19 protein-coding genes are annotated in these 16600 nt (G+C 71.7%); 12 read left to right on the forward strand and 7 right to left on the reverse strand.

Annotation, left to right across the window (positions count from 1 at the left end):
- From ACFVST_RS03385 to ACFVST_RS03425, 9 genes are all read left to right on the forward strand, one after another.
- Entirely contained in the window at positions 1 to 951 is a 951-nt protein-coding gene (locus tag ACFVST_RS03385; RefSeq protein ID WP_390146403.1) for a carbohydrate ABC transporter permease, read from the forward strand.
- The gene (locus tag ACFVST_RS03390) at positions 951 to 1799 is read left to right on the forward strand and encodes a carbohydrate ABC transporter permease (protein WP_390146405.1); all 849 of its coding nucleotides are present in this window, start codon (positions 951 to 953) and stop codon (positions 1797 to 1799) included. The genes ACFVST_RS03385 and ACFVST_RS03390 overlap by 1 nt, the downstream gene beginning before the upstream one ends.
- Before the next feature lie 32 nt (positions 1800 to 1831).
- Entirely contained in the window at positions 1832 to 3940 is a 2109-nt protein-coding gene (gene tkt / locus ACFVST_RS03395) for a transketolase (protein ID WP_390146407.1), read from the forward strand.
- A 118-nt stretch (positions 3941 to 4058) separates the two neighbouring features.
- Positions 4059 to 4421, forward strand: a complete 363-nt coding sequence (locus tag ACFVST_RS03400; RefSeq protein ID WP_390146409.1) for a LacI family DNA-binding transcriptional regulator — start codon at positions 4059 to 4061, stop codon at positions 4419 to 4421.
- On the forward strand, positions 4418 to 5035 hold the full coding sequence (locus ACFVST_RS03405; protein WP_390146411.1) for a substrate-binding domain-containing protein: 618 nt from the start codon (positions 4418 to 4420) through the stop codon (positions 5033 to 5035). The genes ACFVST_RS03400 and ACFVST_RS03405 overlap by 4 nt, the downstream gene beginning before the upstream one ends.
- Before the next feature lie 152 nt (positions 5036 to 5187).
- On the forward strand, positions 5188 to 6699 hold the full coding sequence (locus tag ACFVST_RS03410) for a Y4yA family PLP-dependent enzyme (protein ID WP_390146413.1): 1512 nt from the start codon (positions 5188 to 5190) through the stop codon (positions 6697 to 6699).
- Positions 6696 to 8033: a pyridoxal-phosphate dependent enzyme gene (locus ACFVST_RS03415; RefSeq protein WP_390146415.1), complete on the forward strand. Its 1338-nt coding sequence runs from the start codon at positions 6696 to 6698 to the stop codon at positions 8031 to 8033. The genes ACFVST_RS03410 and ACFVST_RS03415 overlap by 4 nt, the downstream gene beginning before the upstream one ends.
- A 4-nt stretch (positions 8034 to 8037) precedes the next feature.
- The gene (locus ACFVST_RS03420; protein ID WP_390146416.1) at positions 8038 to 9246 is read left to right on the forward strand and encodes an aminotransferase class V-fold PLP-dependent enzyme; all 1209 of its coding nucleotides are present in this window, start codon (positions 8038 to 8040) and stop codon (positions 9244 to 9246) included.
- Positions 9247 to 9324: 78 nt separating this feature from the next.
- Positions 9325 to 10092, forward strand: coding sequence for a class I SAM-dependent methyltransferase (locus ACFVST_RS03425; RefSeq protein ID WP_390146418.1), 768 nt, complete (start codon positions 9325 to 9327; stop codon positions 10090 to 10092).
- Positions 10093 to 10110: 18 nt separating this feature from the next.
- Here ACFVST_RS03425 and ACFVST_RS03430 read toward each other — a convergent pair whose 3' ends face one another.
- Complete coding sequence (locus ACFVST_RS03430) at positions 10111 to 10941, reverse strand: class I SAM-dependent methyltransferase (protein WP_390146420.1); 831 nt, start codon at positions 10939 to 10941, stop codon at positions 10111 to 10113.
- Between the two features lie 157 nt (positions 10942 to 11098).
- Between ACFVST_RS03430 and ACFVST_RS03435 the strand changes: the two genes are divergently transcribed.
- Complete coding sequence (locus ACFVST_RS03435; protein WP_390146422.1) at positions 11099 to 11671, forward strand: helix-turn-helix domain-containing protein; 573 nt, start codon at positions 11099 to 11101, stop codon at positions 11669 to 11671.
- A gap of 9 nt (positions 11672 to 11680) precedes the next feature.
- On the opposite strand, the gene ACFVST_RS03440 is transcribed toward ACFVST_RS03435, so the two are convergent.
- The gene (locus ACFVST_RS03440; protein WP_390146424.1) at positions 11681 to 12607 is read right to left on the reverse strand and encodes an NAD(P)/FAD-dependent oxidoreductase; all 927 of its coding nucleotides are present in this window, start codon (positions 12605 to 12607) and stop codon (positions 11681 to 11683) included.
- A 90-nt stretch (positions 12608 to 12697) separates the two neighbouring features.
- Here ACFVST_RS03440 and ACFVST_RS03445 point away from each other — a divergent pair, with 90 nt between their 5' ends.
- Together ACFVST_RS03445 and ACFVST_RS03450 are read left to right on the forward strand one after the other, a co-directional pair.
- Positions 12698 to 13288: a helix-turn-helix domain-containing protein gene (locus tag ACFVST_RS03445; protein ID WP_390146426.1), complete on the forward strand. Its 591-nt coding sequence runs from the start codon at positions 12698 to 12700 to the stop codon at positions 13286 to 13288.
- 290 nt (positions 13289 to 13578) lie between these two features.
- Complete coding sequence (locus ACFVST_RS03450; protein ID WP_390146428.1) at positions 13579 to 14526, forward strand: polyprenyl synthetase family protein; 948 nt, start codon at positions 13579 to 13581, stop codon at positions 14524 to 14526.
- Between the two features lie 56 nt (positions 14527 to 14582).
- On the opposite strand, the gene ACFVST_RS03455 is transcribed toward ACFVST_RS03450, so the two are convergent.
- Genes ACFVST_RS03455 through ACFVST_RS03475 form a run of 5 tightly spaced genes read right to left on the reverse strand, consistent with a single transcriptional unit; the run spans position 14583 to position 16599 of the window.
- A complete protein-coding gene (locus ACFVST_RS03455) occupies positions 14583 to 14882 on the reverse strand; it encodes a gas vesicle protein K (protein WP_390146430.1) in 300 nt (99 codons plus the stop codon).
- Positions 14879 to 15109: a gas vesicle protein gene (locus tag ACFVST_RS03460; RefSeq protein ID WP_390146432.1), complete on the reverse strand. Its 231-nt coding sequence runs from the start codon at positions 15107 to 15109 to the stop codon at positions 14879 to 14881. Before ACFVST_RS03460 ends, ACFVST_RS03455 begins: the two co-directional genes overlap by 4 nt.
- Positions 15093 to 15941 carry a GvpL/GvpF family gas vesicle protein gene (locus ACFVST_RS03465; RefSeq protein WP_390146434.1) on the reverse strand — a complete coding sequence of 283 codons (849 nt, stop codon included), beginning with the start codon at positions 15939 to 15941 and terminating at the stop codon, positions 15093 to 15095. Before ACFVST_RS03465 ends, ACFVST_RS03460 begins: the two co-directional genes overlap by 17 nt.
- Positions 15938 to 16354, reverse strand: a complete 417-nt coding sequence (locus ACFVST_RS03470; RefSeq protein WP_390146435.1) for a gas vesicle protein — start codon at positions 16352 to 16354, stop codon at positions 15938 to 15940. The genes ACFVST_RS03465 and ACFVST_RS03470 overlap by 4 nt, the downstream gene beginning before the upstream one ends.
- The gene (locus ACFVST_RS03475) at positions 16351 to 16599 is read right to left on the reverse strand and encodes a gas vesicle protein GvpG (RefSeq protein WP_390146437.1); all 249 of its coding nucleotides are present in this window, start codon (positions 16597 to 16599) and stop codon (positions 16351 to 16353) included. Before ACFVST_RS03475 ends, ACFVST_RS03470 begins: the two co-directional genes overlap by 4 nt.
- Position 16600 lies beyond the last annotated feature (1 nt).

Raw genomic sequence — 16600 nt, forward strand, 5'->3', positions numbered from 1 at the left:
ATGTCCGCAACCGTGGCCGGCGAGCCCGCGAAGGCCGCGCCGGGCGGCACCAGGTCCGCCGCACGGCCGACCGGCCGGCGCCGGGAGGCGTGGATCAGGCGCCTGCCGCTGCTGCCCGCACTGATCTATCTGATCGTGCTGACCCAACTCCCGTTCCTCGCCACCCTCTACTACAGCGTCCGCTCCTGGAACCTGCTGACCGGCCGCAACACCTTCGCCGGTCTCGACAACTACGCGGCCGCGTTCACCGACCCCACCTACCGCACCGCGGTCCTCAACACCGTGGTGATCACCTCGGTCACGGTGCTGCTGTCGCTGGTGCTGGGGGTGGGGCTGGCGCTGCTGATCAACGAGCGGTTCCTCGGCCGCGGAGTGGTCCGCACCCTGCTGATCACCCCGTTCCTGATCATGCCGACGGCCGCCGCGCTGCTGTGGAAGTACACCATGCTCGATCCCGAACAGGGCATGGTCAACGCCCTGTTGGGACTCTTCGGGGTGGAGCCGGTGGCCTGGCTCCAGGAGTATCCGCTGACGTCGATCATCGTGGCCGGGGCCTGGCAGTGGACCCCGTTCATGATGCTGATCGTGCTGGCCGGGTTGCAGAGTATGCCGCACGACGTGGTCGAGGCCGCCGCCGTGGACGGCGCGGGACGCTTCACCGTCTTCCGGTATCTGACCGTCCCGCACCTCAAGCCGTTCATGCAACTGGGCGTGCTGCTGGGTGCGATCAACGTGGTCAGCACCTTCGACGGGATCTTCATGATGACCCAGGGCGGCCCCGGCACGGCCACCACCAACCTGCCCTACTTCCTGTACCAGCAGGCGTTCCAGAGCTTTGAGATCGGACGGGCCGCCGCCCTCGGCGTGGTCACCGTGATCGGCACCATCATCGTCGCGCAGGCCGCGCTGCGGCTGCTGTCGGGCCTGCTCGCCGGACCGGAGGCACGCTGATGTCCACCCTCACCACCGGCACAGGCACCGGCTCACGCGCCGCCCGGCGCCCCCGGCTGCGCCTCGGGCGCGCGCTCCTCGGCTGGGCCACTGCCCTGGTCTTCTGCTTCCCGGCGATCTGGATGGTGGTCACCGCCTTCCGTCCCGAGGGCGGCTCCTACACCTCGCTCGGCTTCACCCCGACGCTGGACGAGTTCCGCCGGGTCCTCGGCGGCGACATGGTGCCGTATCTGATGAACTCGGCGATGGCCACGGTCATTTCGGTCCTGCTGACGCTGGCACTCGCGGCACCGGCCGCCTACGCCCTGGCGATCCGGCCGGTGCGCAAGTGGCGGGACTCGCTGTTCTTCCTGATCTCGACCAGGATGATGCCGCCCGCCGCCTCCATCGTCCCGCTCTACCTCATCGCCCGCGACGCCGGCCTCCTGGACAACGTGTGGGCGCTGATCCTGCTCTACACGGCGATGAACCTGCCGCTCGCGGTGTGGATGCTGCGCTCCTACTTCATGGAGGTCCCGGTCGAGGTGCTGGAGGCCGCCCGGATGGACGGCGCGGGCCTGCGGGTGCAGATCACCACGATCCTGCTGCCGCTCACCGCGCCCGGTATCGCCGCCACCGCACTCATCTGCGCGATCTTCTCCTGGAACGAGTTCTTCTTCGCGGTCAACTTCACCACCACCACGGCCGGCACAGTGCCCGTGTACCTCAGCGGTCTGATCACCGGGCGCGGCCTCTTCCTCGCCCAGCTCTGCGCCGCCTCACTGCTCGCCTCGCTGCCGGTGATCCTCCTCGGCTGGATCGCCCAGAAGCAACTGGTGCGCGGTCTGACCATGGGCGCCGTCAAGTGACCCCCGCATCCACCCCCTTGGAGTCCTCCGCCATGACCGCTCACCCTTCTTCCCCGCCCGTCGCCGACCGGGCCGGCTGGACCGAGCTGGATGTGCGCGCCGTGGACACCGCCCGGCTGCTCGCCGCCGACGCCGTGCAGCGGGTGGGCAACGGCCACCCCGGTACCGCGATGAGTCTGGCGCCCGTCGCCCATCTGCTGTTCCAGCAGGTGATGCGGCACGACCCGGCCGACCCCGGCTGGCTCGGCCGGGACCGCTTCGTCCTGTCCTGCGGGCACTCCAGCCTCACCCTGTACTGCCAACTCTTCCTCACCGGCTACGAGTTGGGCCTGGACGACCTGAAGGCGCTGCGCACCCAGGGCTCCCTCACCCCGGCCCACCCCGAGTACGGGCACACCCCGGGCGTGGAGATGACCACCGGGCCGCTGGGCCAGGGCCTCGCCTCCGCCGTCGGGATGGCCATGGCCGCCCGCCGCGAACGCGGACTGCTCGACCCCGAAGCGGCGCCCGGGGAGAGCGTGTTCGACCACCAGGTCTATGTACTGGCCTCGGACGGCGACCTGATGGAGGGGGTCACCGCGGAAGCCTCCTCCCTCGCCGGGCACCAGCGCCTGGGCAACCTGGTGGTGATCTACGACGACAACAAGATCTCCATCGAGGACGACACCGCCGTCACCTTCACCGAGGACGTGGCGCAGCGCTATGCCGCGTACGGCTGGCAGGTCATCGAGGTCGACTGGCGGACCGGCCCGGACGGCTACACCGAGGACGTCGACGCCCTGCTCACCGCGATCGAGACCGCCAGGGCCGACACCGGCCGGCCCTCCCTGATCACGGTGAACACGGTCATCGGCTGGCCCGCCCCGACCCTGCGCGACAGTGCCAAGACCCACGGCAACGCCCTCGGCGCGGCGGAGGTCGCCGCCACCAAGGAACTGCTCGGCTTCGACCCCGAGGGCACCTTCACCGTCGAGGACGAGGTCCTGGCGCACACCCGGCAGGCGGCCGAGCGCGGCTGGCGGACCCGGGAGCGCTGGGAGAAGAAGTACGCCGCCTGGCGGTCCGCGCAGCCCGAACGGGCCGCGCTCCTCGACCGCTTGCGCGACCGCCGCCTCCCCGACGGGGTGGCCGAGGCCCTGCCGGTCTTCGCCCCCGGCACCGCCATCCCCACCCGCAAGGCATCGGGTGCGGTACTGGACTCGCTCAGCGGACTGCTGCCCGAACTGTGGGGCGGCTCGGCCGACTTGGGCGAGTCCAACCTGACGACGATGAAGGGCGAGCCCTCCTTCCTCCCCGCCGACGGCCGGACCGGCGCCTGGCAGGGCGGCCCGTACGGGCGGACCCTGCACTTCGGGGTCCGCGAGCACGCCATGGGCGCCATCCTCAACGGCATCGCCCTGCACGGACTCACCCGCCCCTACGCCGGCACCTTCCTGGTGTTCAGCGACTACATGCGGCCCGCCGTCCGGCTCGCCGCCCTGATGGGGCTGCCCGTCACCTATGTGTGGACGCACGACTCGATCGGCCTCGGCGAGGACGGCCCCACCCACCAGCCCATCGAGCACCTGGCCTCGCTGCGCGTCATCCCGGGCCTCGACGTGGTCCGCCCGGCCGACGCCAACGAGACGGCGATCGCCTGGCGCACCGTACTGGTACGCACCGACCGCCCCGCCGGGCTGGTCCTGAGCCGCCAGCCGCTCCCGGTGTACGACCGCACCCGCGGCGGCTCCGCGGAGGGCACGGCCCGCGGCGGCTATGTACTGGCGGAGGCCGAGGGCGGCCCGGCCGCCGTGCTGCTGATCGCCACCGGCTCGGAGGTCGCGGTGGCGATGGACGCGCGGGCCCTGCTCCAGGACGGCGGAATCCCGACGCGGGTGGTGTCCATGCCGTGCCTGGAGTGGTTCGCCGAGCAGCCCCGCGCCTACCGCGAGGAGGTACTGCCGCCCTCGGTCACCGCCCGGGTGTCGGTGGAGGCCGGGGTCGGCACCGGCTGGCGGGAGATCGTGGGACCCGCCGGAGCGATCGTGAGCATCGACCACTACGGTGCCTCGGCCGACGCCGCCACCCTCTTCGAGGAGTTCGGCTTCACCGGCGAGGCCGTGGCGGCCACCGCCCGCCGACTGCTGGCGGGGGAGGGGTAGGCCGACACGGCCTTGAACGGCCTGCGCCGGGTTTCCCGGTCGGGCGGCGAGCGCAATACCCTTGCGCTCAAGTACGGGTACGGCAGGCGGAGTTCGGCGGAGGGAGGGCTCGGAACCGATGGCGGTGAAGAAGGTCACGATGGCCGACATCGCAAGGCTGGCGGAGGTGTCCGTCACCACGGTCTCGCATGTGCTCAACGAGACCCGGTTCGTCGCCGAGGGGCCGCGGCAGCGGGTGCTGGACGCGGTGTCGGACACCGGCTACACCCCCAACAGCGTGGCCCGGTCGATCGCCACCTCCACGACCGAGACCATAGGGCTCGCCCTGCCCGCCATGTCCAAGCCGTCCTTCTCCGGCCTGCTCAAGCACATCGAGTCCGAGGTGCGCTCCACCCGGTACAGCCTGCTGCTCACCGACACCGAGGACGATCCCGCCCTGGAGCTGCACGTCGTCGAGGAGTTGCACGCTCGCCGGCGATGAAGTTCCTCGCCGAACGCGGCATCCCCACCGTGGTCATCGACCGTTTCGTGTCCAAGAAGTTCGACCAGGTCGGCGTGGAGAACGCCGAGTCGACCGCCACCCTGGTCGAGCATCTCGTCGGGGTGGGCCACCGGCGGATCGCCATGATCTCCGGTCTGCGCGGGCTGAGCACCACCAGCGAACGTGTAAGCGGCTTCCGTACCGGCCTGGAGCGGCACGGTCTGGTGGCCGACCCGCAACTGATGATCACCGGCCATGGCGACGAACGGCACGCCGAGGAGGCGGTGCACCTGTTCCTGGCGCTGCCCGAGCCGCCGACCGCGCTGATCACCGGCAACAACCTGATGACCATCGGCGCCATGCGCGCACTGACCGACCTCGGTCTGGAAGTCCCCCGGGACATCGCCCTGGCGGCCTTCGACGACTTCCCGTGGGCCGATCTCTTCCGGCCGCGGCTGACCGCGGTGGCCCAGCCGCTGGCCGAGATCGGGCAGACCGCCGTCCAACTGCTGATCAGCCGTATGGCCGACCCCGACCGCCCCCCGCGGACGTTCCGTCTGCCCTCCCGCTTCATGCACCGCGAGTCCTGCGGCTGCACCGCGAACATTCCCTGAACACCCGCCCTCCGACGCCCACTTGACGCTGCGGCACCCGTCCGCGGATGCCGGTGGCCGGGTCGAGGCTTAGCGGCGCGTGCAGGTGGAAACGACTAACCCCGGAATGATTGTCGTCACCAAGAGACGGCACATGGACGCGGGGAGGGTACGTGACGCAGGACGCAGCCCTGTATCTGAGGCCGCGGGTGGAGCCACCGCTCGCCTCACTGCTCGGCGACGCACGGTTCCTGCACTCGCTGGTGGACGCCCTCGGCTCACCGCTCAATGTGCTGCTCCCCGAGGTCGTCGCCGAGAACGCCGCACGCTTCCGAGCCGTCTACCGGCGCCACCACCTCGCGGGCCGGGTGTACTTCGCCCACAAGGCGAACCGGTCCAGCGCCCTGGTACGGCGGCTGGCCGCCTGCGATCCCACCTCCGTCGGCGTCGATGTGGCCTCACTGCGGGAGTTGCGGCACGCGCTGGGCTGCGGCTTCACCGGGGACCGGGTGATGGCGACCGGCCCCAAGGACCCGGAGTTCCTGTGGCTCGCCGCCCGCGTCGGAGCCACCGTCAACGTGGACTCGGTCGGCGAACTCCGCCAACTCGCCGCCCTGGTACGGGAACACGGCCTCGGCCGGACGAAGGTACTGGCGCGCCTCTCGGGCTTCGAGTCGGACACCGGATACGGCGGCGCGGGCACCCGGCTGCTGTCCCGCGGCAGCCGGTTCGGCACACCGGTCATGGAAGCAGGGGAACTGTGGTCGGCGCTGGCGGAACTCTCGGACCAGGTCGAACTCGTGGGCCTGGCCTACCACTTGGACACCACCGGCCTGGAGGAGAAGGCGCGCGCCCTGGAACGGTGCGTGCTGCTGGTGGACGAGTGCCGGGCGCGCGGCCTGGCCCCCGGCGCCGTGGACATCGGCGGAGGCTTCGGCGTCGGCTATCTCGCCGAGGCCGAGGAATGGGAGCGGTGGACCACCGCGCTGAGCGAGGCCGTACTCGGTGTGCGCCCGCCGATCACCTGGCGCGGCCACGGCTACGGGCTGCGCGCCGAGGACGGCACCGTACGCGGCACCGCGGCCCTGTATCCCGCACACCGGTCCGTGGCCGGGCCCGGCTATCTGGACCGCCTGCTCTCCCAGCCCGCCCCGGCCCTCGGCCGGCCCCCGGCCACCCTGCTGCTGGAGCACCTCGACGACCTGCACATCGAACCGGGCCGCGCCCTGGTCGACCAGTGCGGGCTGTCCCTGGCCCGGGTACTGGAGGTGCGGCGCACGGGCACCGGCCCCGACCGGTATCTGGTGCGCCTGGGCATGAACGCGGGGGACGTCAGCCTGGAGGAGCACGGCGTCCTGGTCGACCCCGTCCTGCTGCCACGCGAGGGCACACGGGGCGAGTCCGGCGGCGGTGGTCCGGTCGCGGTCCATCTCGTCGGCAATCTCTGCCTGGAGTCCGATCTGATCACCCGCCGGCTGGTGCACCTGCCCCGACTCCCGTGCAGCGGGGACCTGCTGGCCTTTGTCAACACCGCCGGATACGCCATGGACTTCCACGCCCATCAGGCGCAGCAGCAGCCCCTGGCGCGGACGGTGGCGGTCACGGAGGAGCAGGACGGCCGCTTCCGCTGGTGCCCCGACGAGGACTACTGGCCGCTCACCCACCCGCAGGAAAGGCCGTTATGAGGTACGACCGCATCACCGACGCCATCGGCAACACCCCGCTGGTCCGCATCGACGCATCCGTCCACGGGCTGAGCAACATCGACCTGTACGCCAAGCTGGAGATGCTCAACCCCTTCGGCTCCGTCAAGGACCGGCCCGCCTGGCACATGGCCCGGCCGCTTCTCGCGGAGGCGGCGGGCGGCGAGGGCACCGTCGTGGAGCTGTCCAGCGGCAACACCGCCAAGGCCCTCGCCCTGCTGGCTGGGATCAGCGGACTGCGGTTCAAGAGCGTGACCAACCGGATGCGCGTCCCGGAGATCAGGGAACTGCTCCTGCTGCTCGGCGCGGAGATCGAGGAACTCCCCGGCCGCAGCGAGTGCCTGGACCCCACCGACACCGACGATCCGCTGACCCGCTTCCACCGGGAGCTGTCCGAGCCGGGCGGTGAATACCTGCACACCGACCAGTACTTCAACCCGCGCAACGTCGAAGCACACGCGACGGGGACCGGGCCGGAGATCATCAAGGACCTGGACGGCCGGGCGCCCGACTGGTTCATCGCCTGTGTGGGCACCGCCGGTTCCTCGACCGGCGTCGCCAGGGTGCTGCGCGAGCATGATCCGCGGGTGCGCGTCCTCGGGCTGGTCGCCGACAAGTCCGACTTCATCCCCGGCATCCGAACCATCGACGAGGTGCACCAGGTCGGGCTGTTCCACCCGGCGACCTACGACTCCATAGCGCCGGTCACCTCCCAGGAGGCCATCGACGGCATGGTCACCCTGATCCGCCGCTGCGGCCTGCTGTCCGGCCCGACCGGTGGCGCCGCCTACCAGGGAGCCGTCCGCCAACTCACCGCCGTCAACGAGGAGTTGGCGGACACCGGGCGACGCCAGACCGCGGTCTTCATCGTCTGCGACCGGGCCGAGAGCTACCTCAGCTACGTCCGGGACCGCTGCCCCGAACTCCTCGGCAGGGCCCGGCGCGGCCACTCCGCCGCCACCCTCAGCGACGCCGAGGTCCACACCGAAGGCAGGACCATCGGCGTCGAGGACGCCCGGCGCTGGGTGACCGAGGGCGACCCGCGCCCCCTGGTGATCGACCTCCGCGGCCCGCACGCCTACGCCGCCCTGCACATCGCGGGATCGACCAACATCGTGGACGAGGTCTTCGAGGAACTGGTGCGGAACGGACTGCCGTTCAGCAAGCGGACCCCGGTGCTGCTCGCCTGCCCGGTGGGGGAGAAGTCGCTGCGCTACGCCGCGCTGCTGACCCGGATGGGGCACCCGGATGTGCGCAGCCTCGCGGGCGGCATCGTCGCCTGGCGGGACGCCGGCGCACCGCTGGTGAGGGAGTGAGCCGATGCCCCAGGAGACACAAGACGCGGGCGGGGACTGGCAGGCGCGTGCGCGGGCGCAGTTCCCCATCCTCGCCCGCCACCCGGAGCTGACCTATCTGGACAGCGCGGCCACCTCGCAGAAACCGCAGGCCGTGCTGGACGCCGTACAGGACTATCTGACGACGTCCAACGCCAACGCCGGCCGCGGCACCTACCCCTGGGCCAACCGCACCACGGAACTGGTCGAACGCGCCCGCGAGCGGGTCAAGGAGTTCCTCGGGGACCCGGCCCCCGACCGGTCCTCCGTGCACCTCACCAGCGGCACCAGCGAGGGCCTGCGCACCATCGCCCGCGACTGGCTGCCGCACCAACTGGCCGACGGCGACGAGATACTGGTCCCCTATGAGGACCACCGGGCCAACCTCGAACCCTGGCTGGAGGCACGGCAGTTGCTCGCCGAGCGCGGCACCCGGGTGCAGGTGCGCGCCCTGCCCCGGCAGTCCTCCTCGGGCGAGTACGACCACCGCGCCCTGGCCGACGCCGTCGGCCCCCGTACCCGCTTTGTGGCGGCGACCCATGTGCACCATGTCTACGGCGGCGATATGAACGTCCACCGCATCCGCGCCGCCGTCGGCCCGGAGATACCGATCTGCCTGGACGCGGCGCAGAGCGTCGGGCATCTGCCGATCCGGCTCGGGGACCCGGCGCTCGATGTCGACTTCGTCGTCTTCTCCGGGCACAAGGCGCTGGCCCTGCCCGGTACCGGGGCGGTCTGGGCGCGCAACAGTCGGGGCCCGGCACTGCGGCCCGCGGGCTGGGCCGGCACACCGAACACCGTGGGCGCCGTCTCCCTGCTGGCCGCCCTCGACTGGCTGGACGCGGTCGGCGTCGACCGTGTCGCGGCCCATGTCATGAGCCTCACCGTCCTCCTGACCGACCGCCTCGGCCGCCTGGACTCCTATGAGGTCCTGGGCTGCCCCGCCAGTCTGACCGCGGACTCGGTACTGCCCGCAGCGCAGCGGCGGCACGGCATCGTCACCTTCCGGCACCGCGAGATCCCCTCCGACGACCTCGGTTTCATCCTCTTCAGCCACGGCTTCATGGTCCGCGCGGACAGCCTCTGCCAGGCCGGCGCGCACGAACAGAACGGCTCCGTCCGGGTCAGTCTGCACGTCTACAACACCCGCGAGGAGATCGATCGGCTGCTCGCCCTGCTGGAGTCCCTGGAGTGAATGACTATTGACAACGATTTTCACCTGTAGATTGCGCGGTAGCCACAAGGGGTGAGAGACGGAAGAGGTGCACCACCGGTGAGCGTGAGCATGGAGACGGCCAGGACCTGGATCGAGCGCTGGGAACGCCAGCAGCAGCGATACGCGCTCGACCGCGAGGAGCGCTTCACCGTGATCTGCGACGTGGTGGAGCATGTGTGCGTCGACCGCACCCGCCCGACCCTGCTCGACCTCGGCTGCGGTCCCGGCTCCCTGTCCGCCCGGCTCGCCCGCCGGCTGCCGGACGCCGAGATCGTCGCGGCCGACATGGATCCCATGCTGCTGGAGCTGGCCCGCGCCCACCATGCCGGCATCGCCCGCTATGTGAACGTGGTCATCGGCGAGGACGGCTGGACCGACGCCCTGGGCCTGGAACACGGGCTGGACGTCGCCGTCACCACCACCGCCCTGCACTATCTGCCCGCCCCCGTCCTACTCAGGACCTACCGCAGCCTCGCGGCCCTGCTGCGCCCCGGGGGAGCCCTCGTCAACGGTGACCACTTCCCGCCGGACGCCCGCTCCTGCTCCGACCTCACCGCCCATGTCGGGCGCCGCCGGGCGGAACGGGCGGGCGAGCAGTGCCAGGAGGACTGGGAGTCCTGGTGGGCGGCGGCCTCCGCCGATCCCGAGCTGGCGGACCTGTTCGAGCAGCGGCAGCGGAGCCGCCCCTCGTCCGGCGGCAGCGGCGAGAACTGGCATCTCCCCGTGAGCCGCCACACCGAACTGCTCCGCCAGGCGGGATTCGGCCGCGTCACCCCGGTCTGGCAGGTCGGGGACAGTTGCGTACTGGTGGCGTTGCGGGACTGACCGCCGCCGGCACCGTATTCACCGGAGCCGGAGGAGGTTGAGCCGGTAGTCCTCGACCTGCGGGAGACGCTGTGCCGCCAGGCCCGACAGCATCTCCCGCAGGGAGTCCGGCAGCCGGTCGCACAGCGGTGGGGGCAGCTCGGCGACCGTGCGGGAGTCGAGCACCGAGGCCACCCCGTGCCAGTCGGTGAGCGCGGCGGGAGCGGGGCAGTTCCACTGCATACGTGCCTCGACCTTGGCCAGCACATCGTGCTCGTCCTGGGTGTCGATCATCCCGGGACCGGTCGTGTCCAGCGCCAGCAGCGAGCCCGGGAACCGCTCGGCGATCCCGTCCACCACCCGGTGCACCTCGTCCTCGGTGAGGTAGGGCAGTACGGCCTCGGCCGCGAAGAAACAGGGGCCGGGCGCGGTGAGCGCGACGGTGTCGAGCCAGGACGGATCGGTCACGGAGGCGCTGATCGAGGTGCGGCGCGGGGTGTCGGCGAAGAAGGACCGCCGCACCGCCATGACGTCCGGCAGATCCAGCTCGAACCAGCGGGCCCTGCCGTTGTCCGTCCGCTCGTAGCGGGTGTTGAGGCCGGTGCCGATCTCCACCACCGTTCCGTCCGGGTGGGCGGTGAGGAACTCCGACACCCACTGGTCGAAGAGGGCGGTGCGCAGGACGGAGCCCAGCAGGCTCGGCATCCCGTCGAAGCGGGCGAAGTCGTAGTCGATGGAGGCGACGATCGCCTCGGCCCGGGGGTCGCGCAGCGCCGGTTCCGGCTTGCGGCTCTCCACCGCGCGTCCGTACAGGGGGATCAGCAGGGTCTCCTGCACCGTGCCGAGGGTCACCGCTTGGCGTGCGGTCATGGTTGCCTCCAGGGGTGGGCGGGAGCGTGTGCGTACGGGTCCCCGACCGACGTAGCGAACATGATTGTCATATTAGCCAGGTCGGGCGCCGGGCCGCAGGCTCCGTCCTCAACTGCCGGAATTGCAGAGCCTGATGCCGTTTCCGCATGATGTGCGGATGGGGAACGCGAGGCAGGACAGGCTGGCGGGGGTCGGACCGCGACTGCGGGAGCTGCGGCGCCGGCGCGGGATGACCCTGGCCGGGCTCGCCGAGGAGACCGGCATCAACCAGAGCACCCTCTCCCGGCTGGAGGGCGGCACCCGCAGACCGACCCTGGACATGCTGCTGCCGCTGGCCGAGGTCTACGCCGTCCCCCTGGACGAACTCGTCGGCGCCCCACCCACCGGGGACCCCCGTATCCATCTCAGGCCGGTCACCCGGGGCGGTATGACCTATGTGCCGCTCAGCCGTCCCGGCGGTGTCCAGGCCCACAAGCTGCTGATCCGGCCCGGCCCGGACACCGAGCCGGAGCTGAAGACCCACGAGGGCTTCGAGTGGGTCTACGTCCTGGCCGGGCGGCTGCGGCTGCTCCTGGGGGAGCGGCGGATCGTGCTCGGTGCCGGGGAGGCGGCCGAGTTCGACACCCATGTACCGCACTGGCTCGGCCCGGACGACGAGCGGACCGTCGAACTCCTCGTCCTCTTCGGCCGCCAGGGAGAACGCGCCCACCTCAAGGTCCGCACGCCCTGAGTGGGCTCGTCAGCGCGCGTCGGCGGCGGCCAGGTCCTGTTCCAGCAGTCGGCCCACCACGGCGATCGCGGCGGCCGAGGCCGCACCGGCGGCGGTGATGACCTGGGCCCGCGGATCGACCACGTTCCCGGCCGCCCACACACCGGGCACACTGGTCGCGCCCGCGGCGTCGACGCGCACCCATCCGGTGCCGGGGTCGGTGGCGCAGCCCAGGGCGCGCAGGGTGCCGTCGTTCGGGCGCGGGCGGGGCGCGATGAACACCGCCGCGCAGTCCAGCCGCCCGCCGCCGGCCAACTCGACGCCCACCAGGCGCCCTTCGTCGGTGGCGAGGCCGGTGGCCTTCCCGTCGGCGATACGGACGCCGTGGGCGCTGAGCCGGCGGAGCTCGGTGTCGGGTACCTCCATCCCGTTCGGGCAGAGGGTCACGCGGTCGCTGTATCTGCGCAGCAGCCCCGCATGGTGCAGGCTGATCGGCGGCATCCGCCCACCGAGTACCACGATCTCCTGCCCGCGCACCTCGTACCCGTGGCAGTGCGGGCAGTGGTGCACCGACTCGCCCCACAGCTCCCGCACACCGGGCAGTTCGGGTAGCTCATCGGTCAGCCCGGTCGCCACCAGGACGGCCCGCGCCCCGGCCAACGAGCCGTGGCTGAGCCGGAGTTGGAACGAACCGTTCGGCTGCCGGACCGCGTCCTCCACCCGCCCCTCCGCGAGGGTGCCCCCGTAGCGGGCGAACTCCTCCTTCCCGGTCCGCTGGAACTCCAGCGGAGACATCCCGTCCCGGGACACGAACCCGTGCATCGCCGCCGCCGGGGCGTTCCGCGGCCGGCCCGCGTCGACCAGCAGCACCTCGGCCTGCGCCCGGGCCAGTACGATCCCGGCCGTCAGCCCGGCCGCACCGCCACCGACGACCACCACATCATGACGACTGTCCATATGCGTCACCTCCGGCGCAACCATGACCAGGGCATTGCCGTAGACGCAATCTTTGTTGCCGAAACTGGAACGCCGTGCTGGAGTGGCCGGATGGATTCCATCCCGGAGATCGCGGCGACCCTCGACCGGATCCCGGCGCGGCTGCGGCAACTGCGCGAGAAGCGGAGCATGTCCCTCACCGATGTCTCCGCCGAGACCGGCATCTCCAAGAGCACCCTCTCCCGGCTCGAATCCGGCCGGCGCAAGCCCAGTTTGGAGCTGCTGCTGCCCATCGCCGCCGCACTCGCCGTCCCCCTGGACGAGATCGTGGCCGCCCCGCGCGTCGTCGATCCCCGGGTGCCCAGGGAAGCCGGCCGCGCCGCCGGCCGCACCTTCATGCCGCTCTCCAGAACCCAGGGCGAGCCCAAGGCGTTCAAACTCACCATCCCCGCCGGCGAGACCCAGCCCTGGCCCACCACCCACAACGGCTATGAGTGGCTGTACGTCCTCAGCGGGCGCCTGCGCCTGATCCTCGGCGACTACGACCTGGTACTCGGCCCCGGAGAAGTCGCCGAGTTCGACACCCAACTCCCGCACTGGATCGGCTCCACGGGACAGGGCCCCGTGGAACTCCTCAGCCTCTTCGGCAAGCAGGGCGAACGCATCCACATCCGCACCCGCCCCGGCGCACGACCGTCCTGACGGCCCCGCGAGGGGATCGGCCGCCGACGTCCCTGCAGGTTCCTGCCACTTCCTGTCATCGGGGGTGACCATTTCTCGCCGCCAAGTGACCGGATATGGACGTCCGTTGGCCGCTTGTGGCCAGCTCGTATGCCGCCATGCCGTACCGCGTTTCTACTCTTCTCCAGGGGGCCGTCGATTCCGGTGGCCGGGACACAGAGGAGAGGCAGATGCCGGCGCTCACCACGCGGGCCCGGAGGTGGTCGGTCGCCACCCGGCTCACTACACGGGAGAGGGGCTTGGAGCGCCGTATGACGCGCTCCCTCGATCAGGTGGAGGAGCGGCTCCACGCCTGCGTCGGGACCGCGTCCGAGCCGCTGCTCGTCGACTCGGTCAGCCATCTGGTGACGGCCGGAGGCAAGCGGCTGCGCCCGCTACTCACCCTCCTCGGCGCCGAGTTCGGCGATCCCGCAGCCCCCGGTGTCCTCGACGCGGCGGTGGTCGCCGAACTCGTCCACACCGCCTCCCTCCACCACGACGACGTGATGGACGCGGCGCCGCTGCGCCACGGCGTCCCCAGTGTCAACGCGCGCTGGGGCAATCTGCTCGCCGTCCGCTCCGGCGACTGGCTGCTGGCCAAGGCCGCCCGGGTGGGCTCGGAGCTGGACCGCGACGCGATGATGCTTCAGGCGGCGGCGTCCGAGCGCCTGGTCCGTGGTCAGATGCGCGAGTTCTCCGGTCCCGCCCCCGGGGAGGACCGGCTCCAGCACTACTTCGAGGTGATAGCGGACAAGTCGGCGTCCCTGATCTCCTTCTCGCTCCAGCTCGGCGCCGTGCAGTCCGGGGCGCCGCAGGGGGTGAGCGAGGCGCTCGCGCGGTACGGCGAACACCTCGGCGTGGCCTTCCAGATATCCGACGACCTGATCGATATCACCGTGCCCTCCTCGCAGTTGGGCAAGGAGCAGGGCATGGACCTCGCCGCCGGAGTCGCCAGCCTGCCGGTCCTGCTGGTACTCGAAGCCGGACGCCCCGAGGACGGGGAACTGCGGGCCCTGCTGTCCGGGGCCGCCGGGCTGGGCGGCGAGCAGCGGGCACGTGCGCTGGAGCTGCTGGAGTGCTCCTGGGCCGTCCGCCGCGCCGAGGAGATCATGCGGGAGCGGCTGTCGGCGGCCCGTACGGCCCTCACCCCGCTGCCCTCGGGCTCGGGCCGACGGGCGCTGACCACACTCTGCGACGTGGTGGAGTCCCGCAAGGAGTGACCCCTCCCGGCCGCATCAGGGGCCTCCCGGATCTCCGCTGAGCCCCGTGGTGCCGGCTACGCCCCCGGCGGGGGGCCGGTCTCGTGGGAGAGGAGGGTGCCGAGGGGGCCCAGGTCGAGGTTGAGGTCTTCCCGGCGGAGGCCGTGCAGGGTGCAGAGTTCCGTCATCCGCTCGTCCAGCAGCATCAGGGTGGTGCCGACCCGTTCCTCCTGATCGGGCGTCAACTCCCCGCTGTCGAACCGCCGTACCGCCTGCCGCTCCATGAGCTGGCGGAGCAGTTCCACCACCGTCAGGACGAGCGAGGCGAGATCGCGGCCCGCGCGCTCCGGGTCGAGGTCCACCCGGGTGCCGCTCACAACGGGCCCCCGTCGCCCCAGGGCGCCGGCACCCGCTCGCTCACCGAGGCCAGCAGCGCGTGCAGGGAGAGGCGGACCAGCGGCACCTCCGCGATGGCGATCACCAGATCCCCGCTGATGACGACACCGGTGCCGAGGACCCGGTCCAGCAGGTCGACCAGGGGCACCCCGATGGGCGCCGCCGACTCCGGTCCCTGCCACGGGACGGGCTCACGCGTGCTCTGCACGGTCTTCTCCCTCCGTGAGGTCCGCGAGATCGGTGAAGGAGTAGGGGACCCAGGGCCCGGAGACATCGATCTCCACCCCGGCCAGCGCCGGATCGTCCTGCAACTTCCCGATGGCGGCGGGTAGTTCGGCGCTCCGGTCGTCGGCGATCAGATAGGCGGCGTTCATGATCTGGGTGCGGTCGCGGCCGGTCACCTCCGCGCCGTGCGGCCGCCGCCGCATCGCCGCGACGGCCAGCCCGCGCACCGTACGGTCCACCTGCTCGGCGGCGTCCAGCGCGTTCTGCCGGTGCTGCTCCCGCACCTGCTGGCGGCCCCGCAGCCGGTCCAGATAGGCGCGCCCGGAGACGGCCTGACCGGCTGCCGGGGTGGCTGGGCGGGGCGGGCCTGCGGCCTGGGTGAGATGGACCTTGACGGCCCACTCGGCACGTCCGGTGACGTGCTCCAGCGCCCGGAGGAACCGGTCCCCGTGCTCCCCGAGCGCCGCCCCGGCCCGCGCGTCACCGAGGTAGAGCGTGGCCAGTGGCAGCGGTACGGCGGGGCCGGCGGCGGTCGCCGCGGTGACCACCTCGTGGTGGGTGCGGGCGCAGTGCTCCAACTCGGCGGGATCCGCGAACCGTTGCCGGAGAGCCGTCTCGCTGAAGTCCCCCTCCGGCACGTCCTGGACCAGGGCGCACACCGCTCCCGCCGCCAGCAACCGCAGCGGTCCGCCGCCGCCGTGTCCGCGGACGGTGGCGGGTACGCCCGGGTGCCCGGCACGGCAGACGGCATAGACATAGGTGGCGGTGGCGGAGGCGGTGGGCGAGGTGGGGGTGCGGGGCGGGGTCACGGTCATCGGTGGCGCAGTTCCTTCGTTCTGTCCTTCGTTCTGTCCTTCGGCCGGTCCGTCGTCCAGTCGTGCACGGGGTCGCGGGTGCCGGTGTCCCCGGTCTCGCCGGTGTCGGCCTCCAGTGCCTCGATGCGCTCCCGCAACCGCCGGTTCTCCTCGGCCAGGGCGTGGTCCGCGGCGCGGGTGGAGAGCGCGGGGTCGGTCTCCCACCAGTCGATGCCGGCCTTCTTCGCCGTCTCGACGGAGGAGATGAACAACCGCAGCCGGATGGTGAGCAGTTCGATGTCCAGCAGGTCGATCTTGATGTCACCGGCGATGACGATGCCCTTGTCCAGGACCCGTTCCAGGATCTCCGCCAGGTTCGCGGTGGCGGGCGGGCGCGAGGGGGCGTTCGTGGTCCAGGGGGCCGGTTCGGTCATGGCCGGCCTCCCGCCCCGGGCGGCCTCCGCTCCAGCAGGTCGAGCAGCCGCTCCTCCTCGCGCTCGAACTGCTCCGACCCGATCTCGCCGTCGTCCAGCGCGCGATTGAGCGCGGCGAGCCGGGCCCGGACCACCGCCGGGTCGTACAGCTCCGCCTCCGCCGCGTCCGTGAGCCGGTCGGCGATCCAGACCACGCCCTGTACGGGGGCGAGCGGGAGCAGCAGGGTGCCGGAGATGAGGCCCATG

Origin of the sequence: Streptomyces sp. NPDC058045, assembly GCF_042885635.1 — a bacterium.
Classification (GTDB): Bacteria; Actinomycetota; Actinomycetes; order Streptomycetales; family Streptomycetaceae; genus Streptomyces.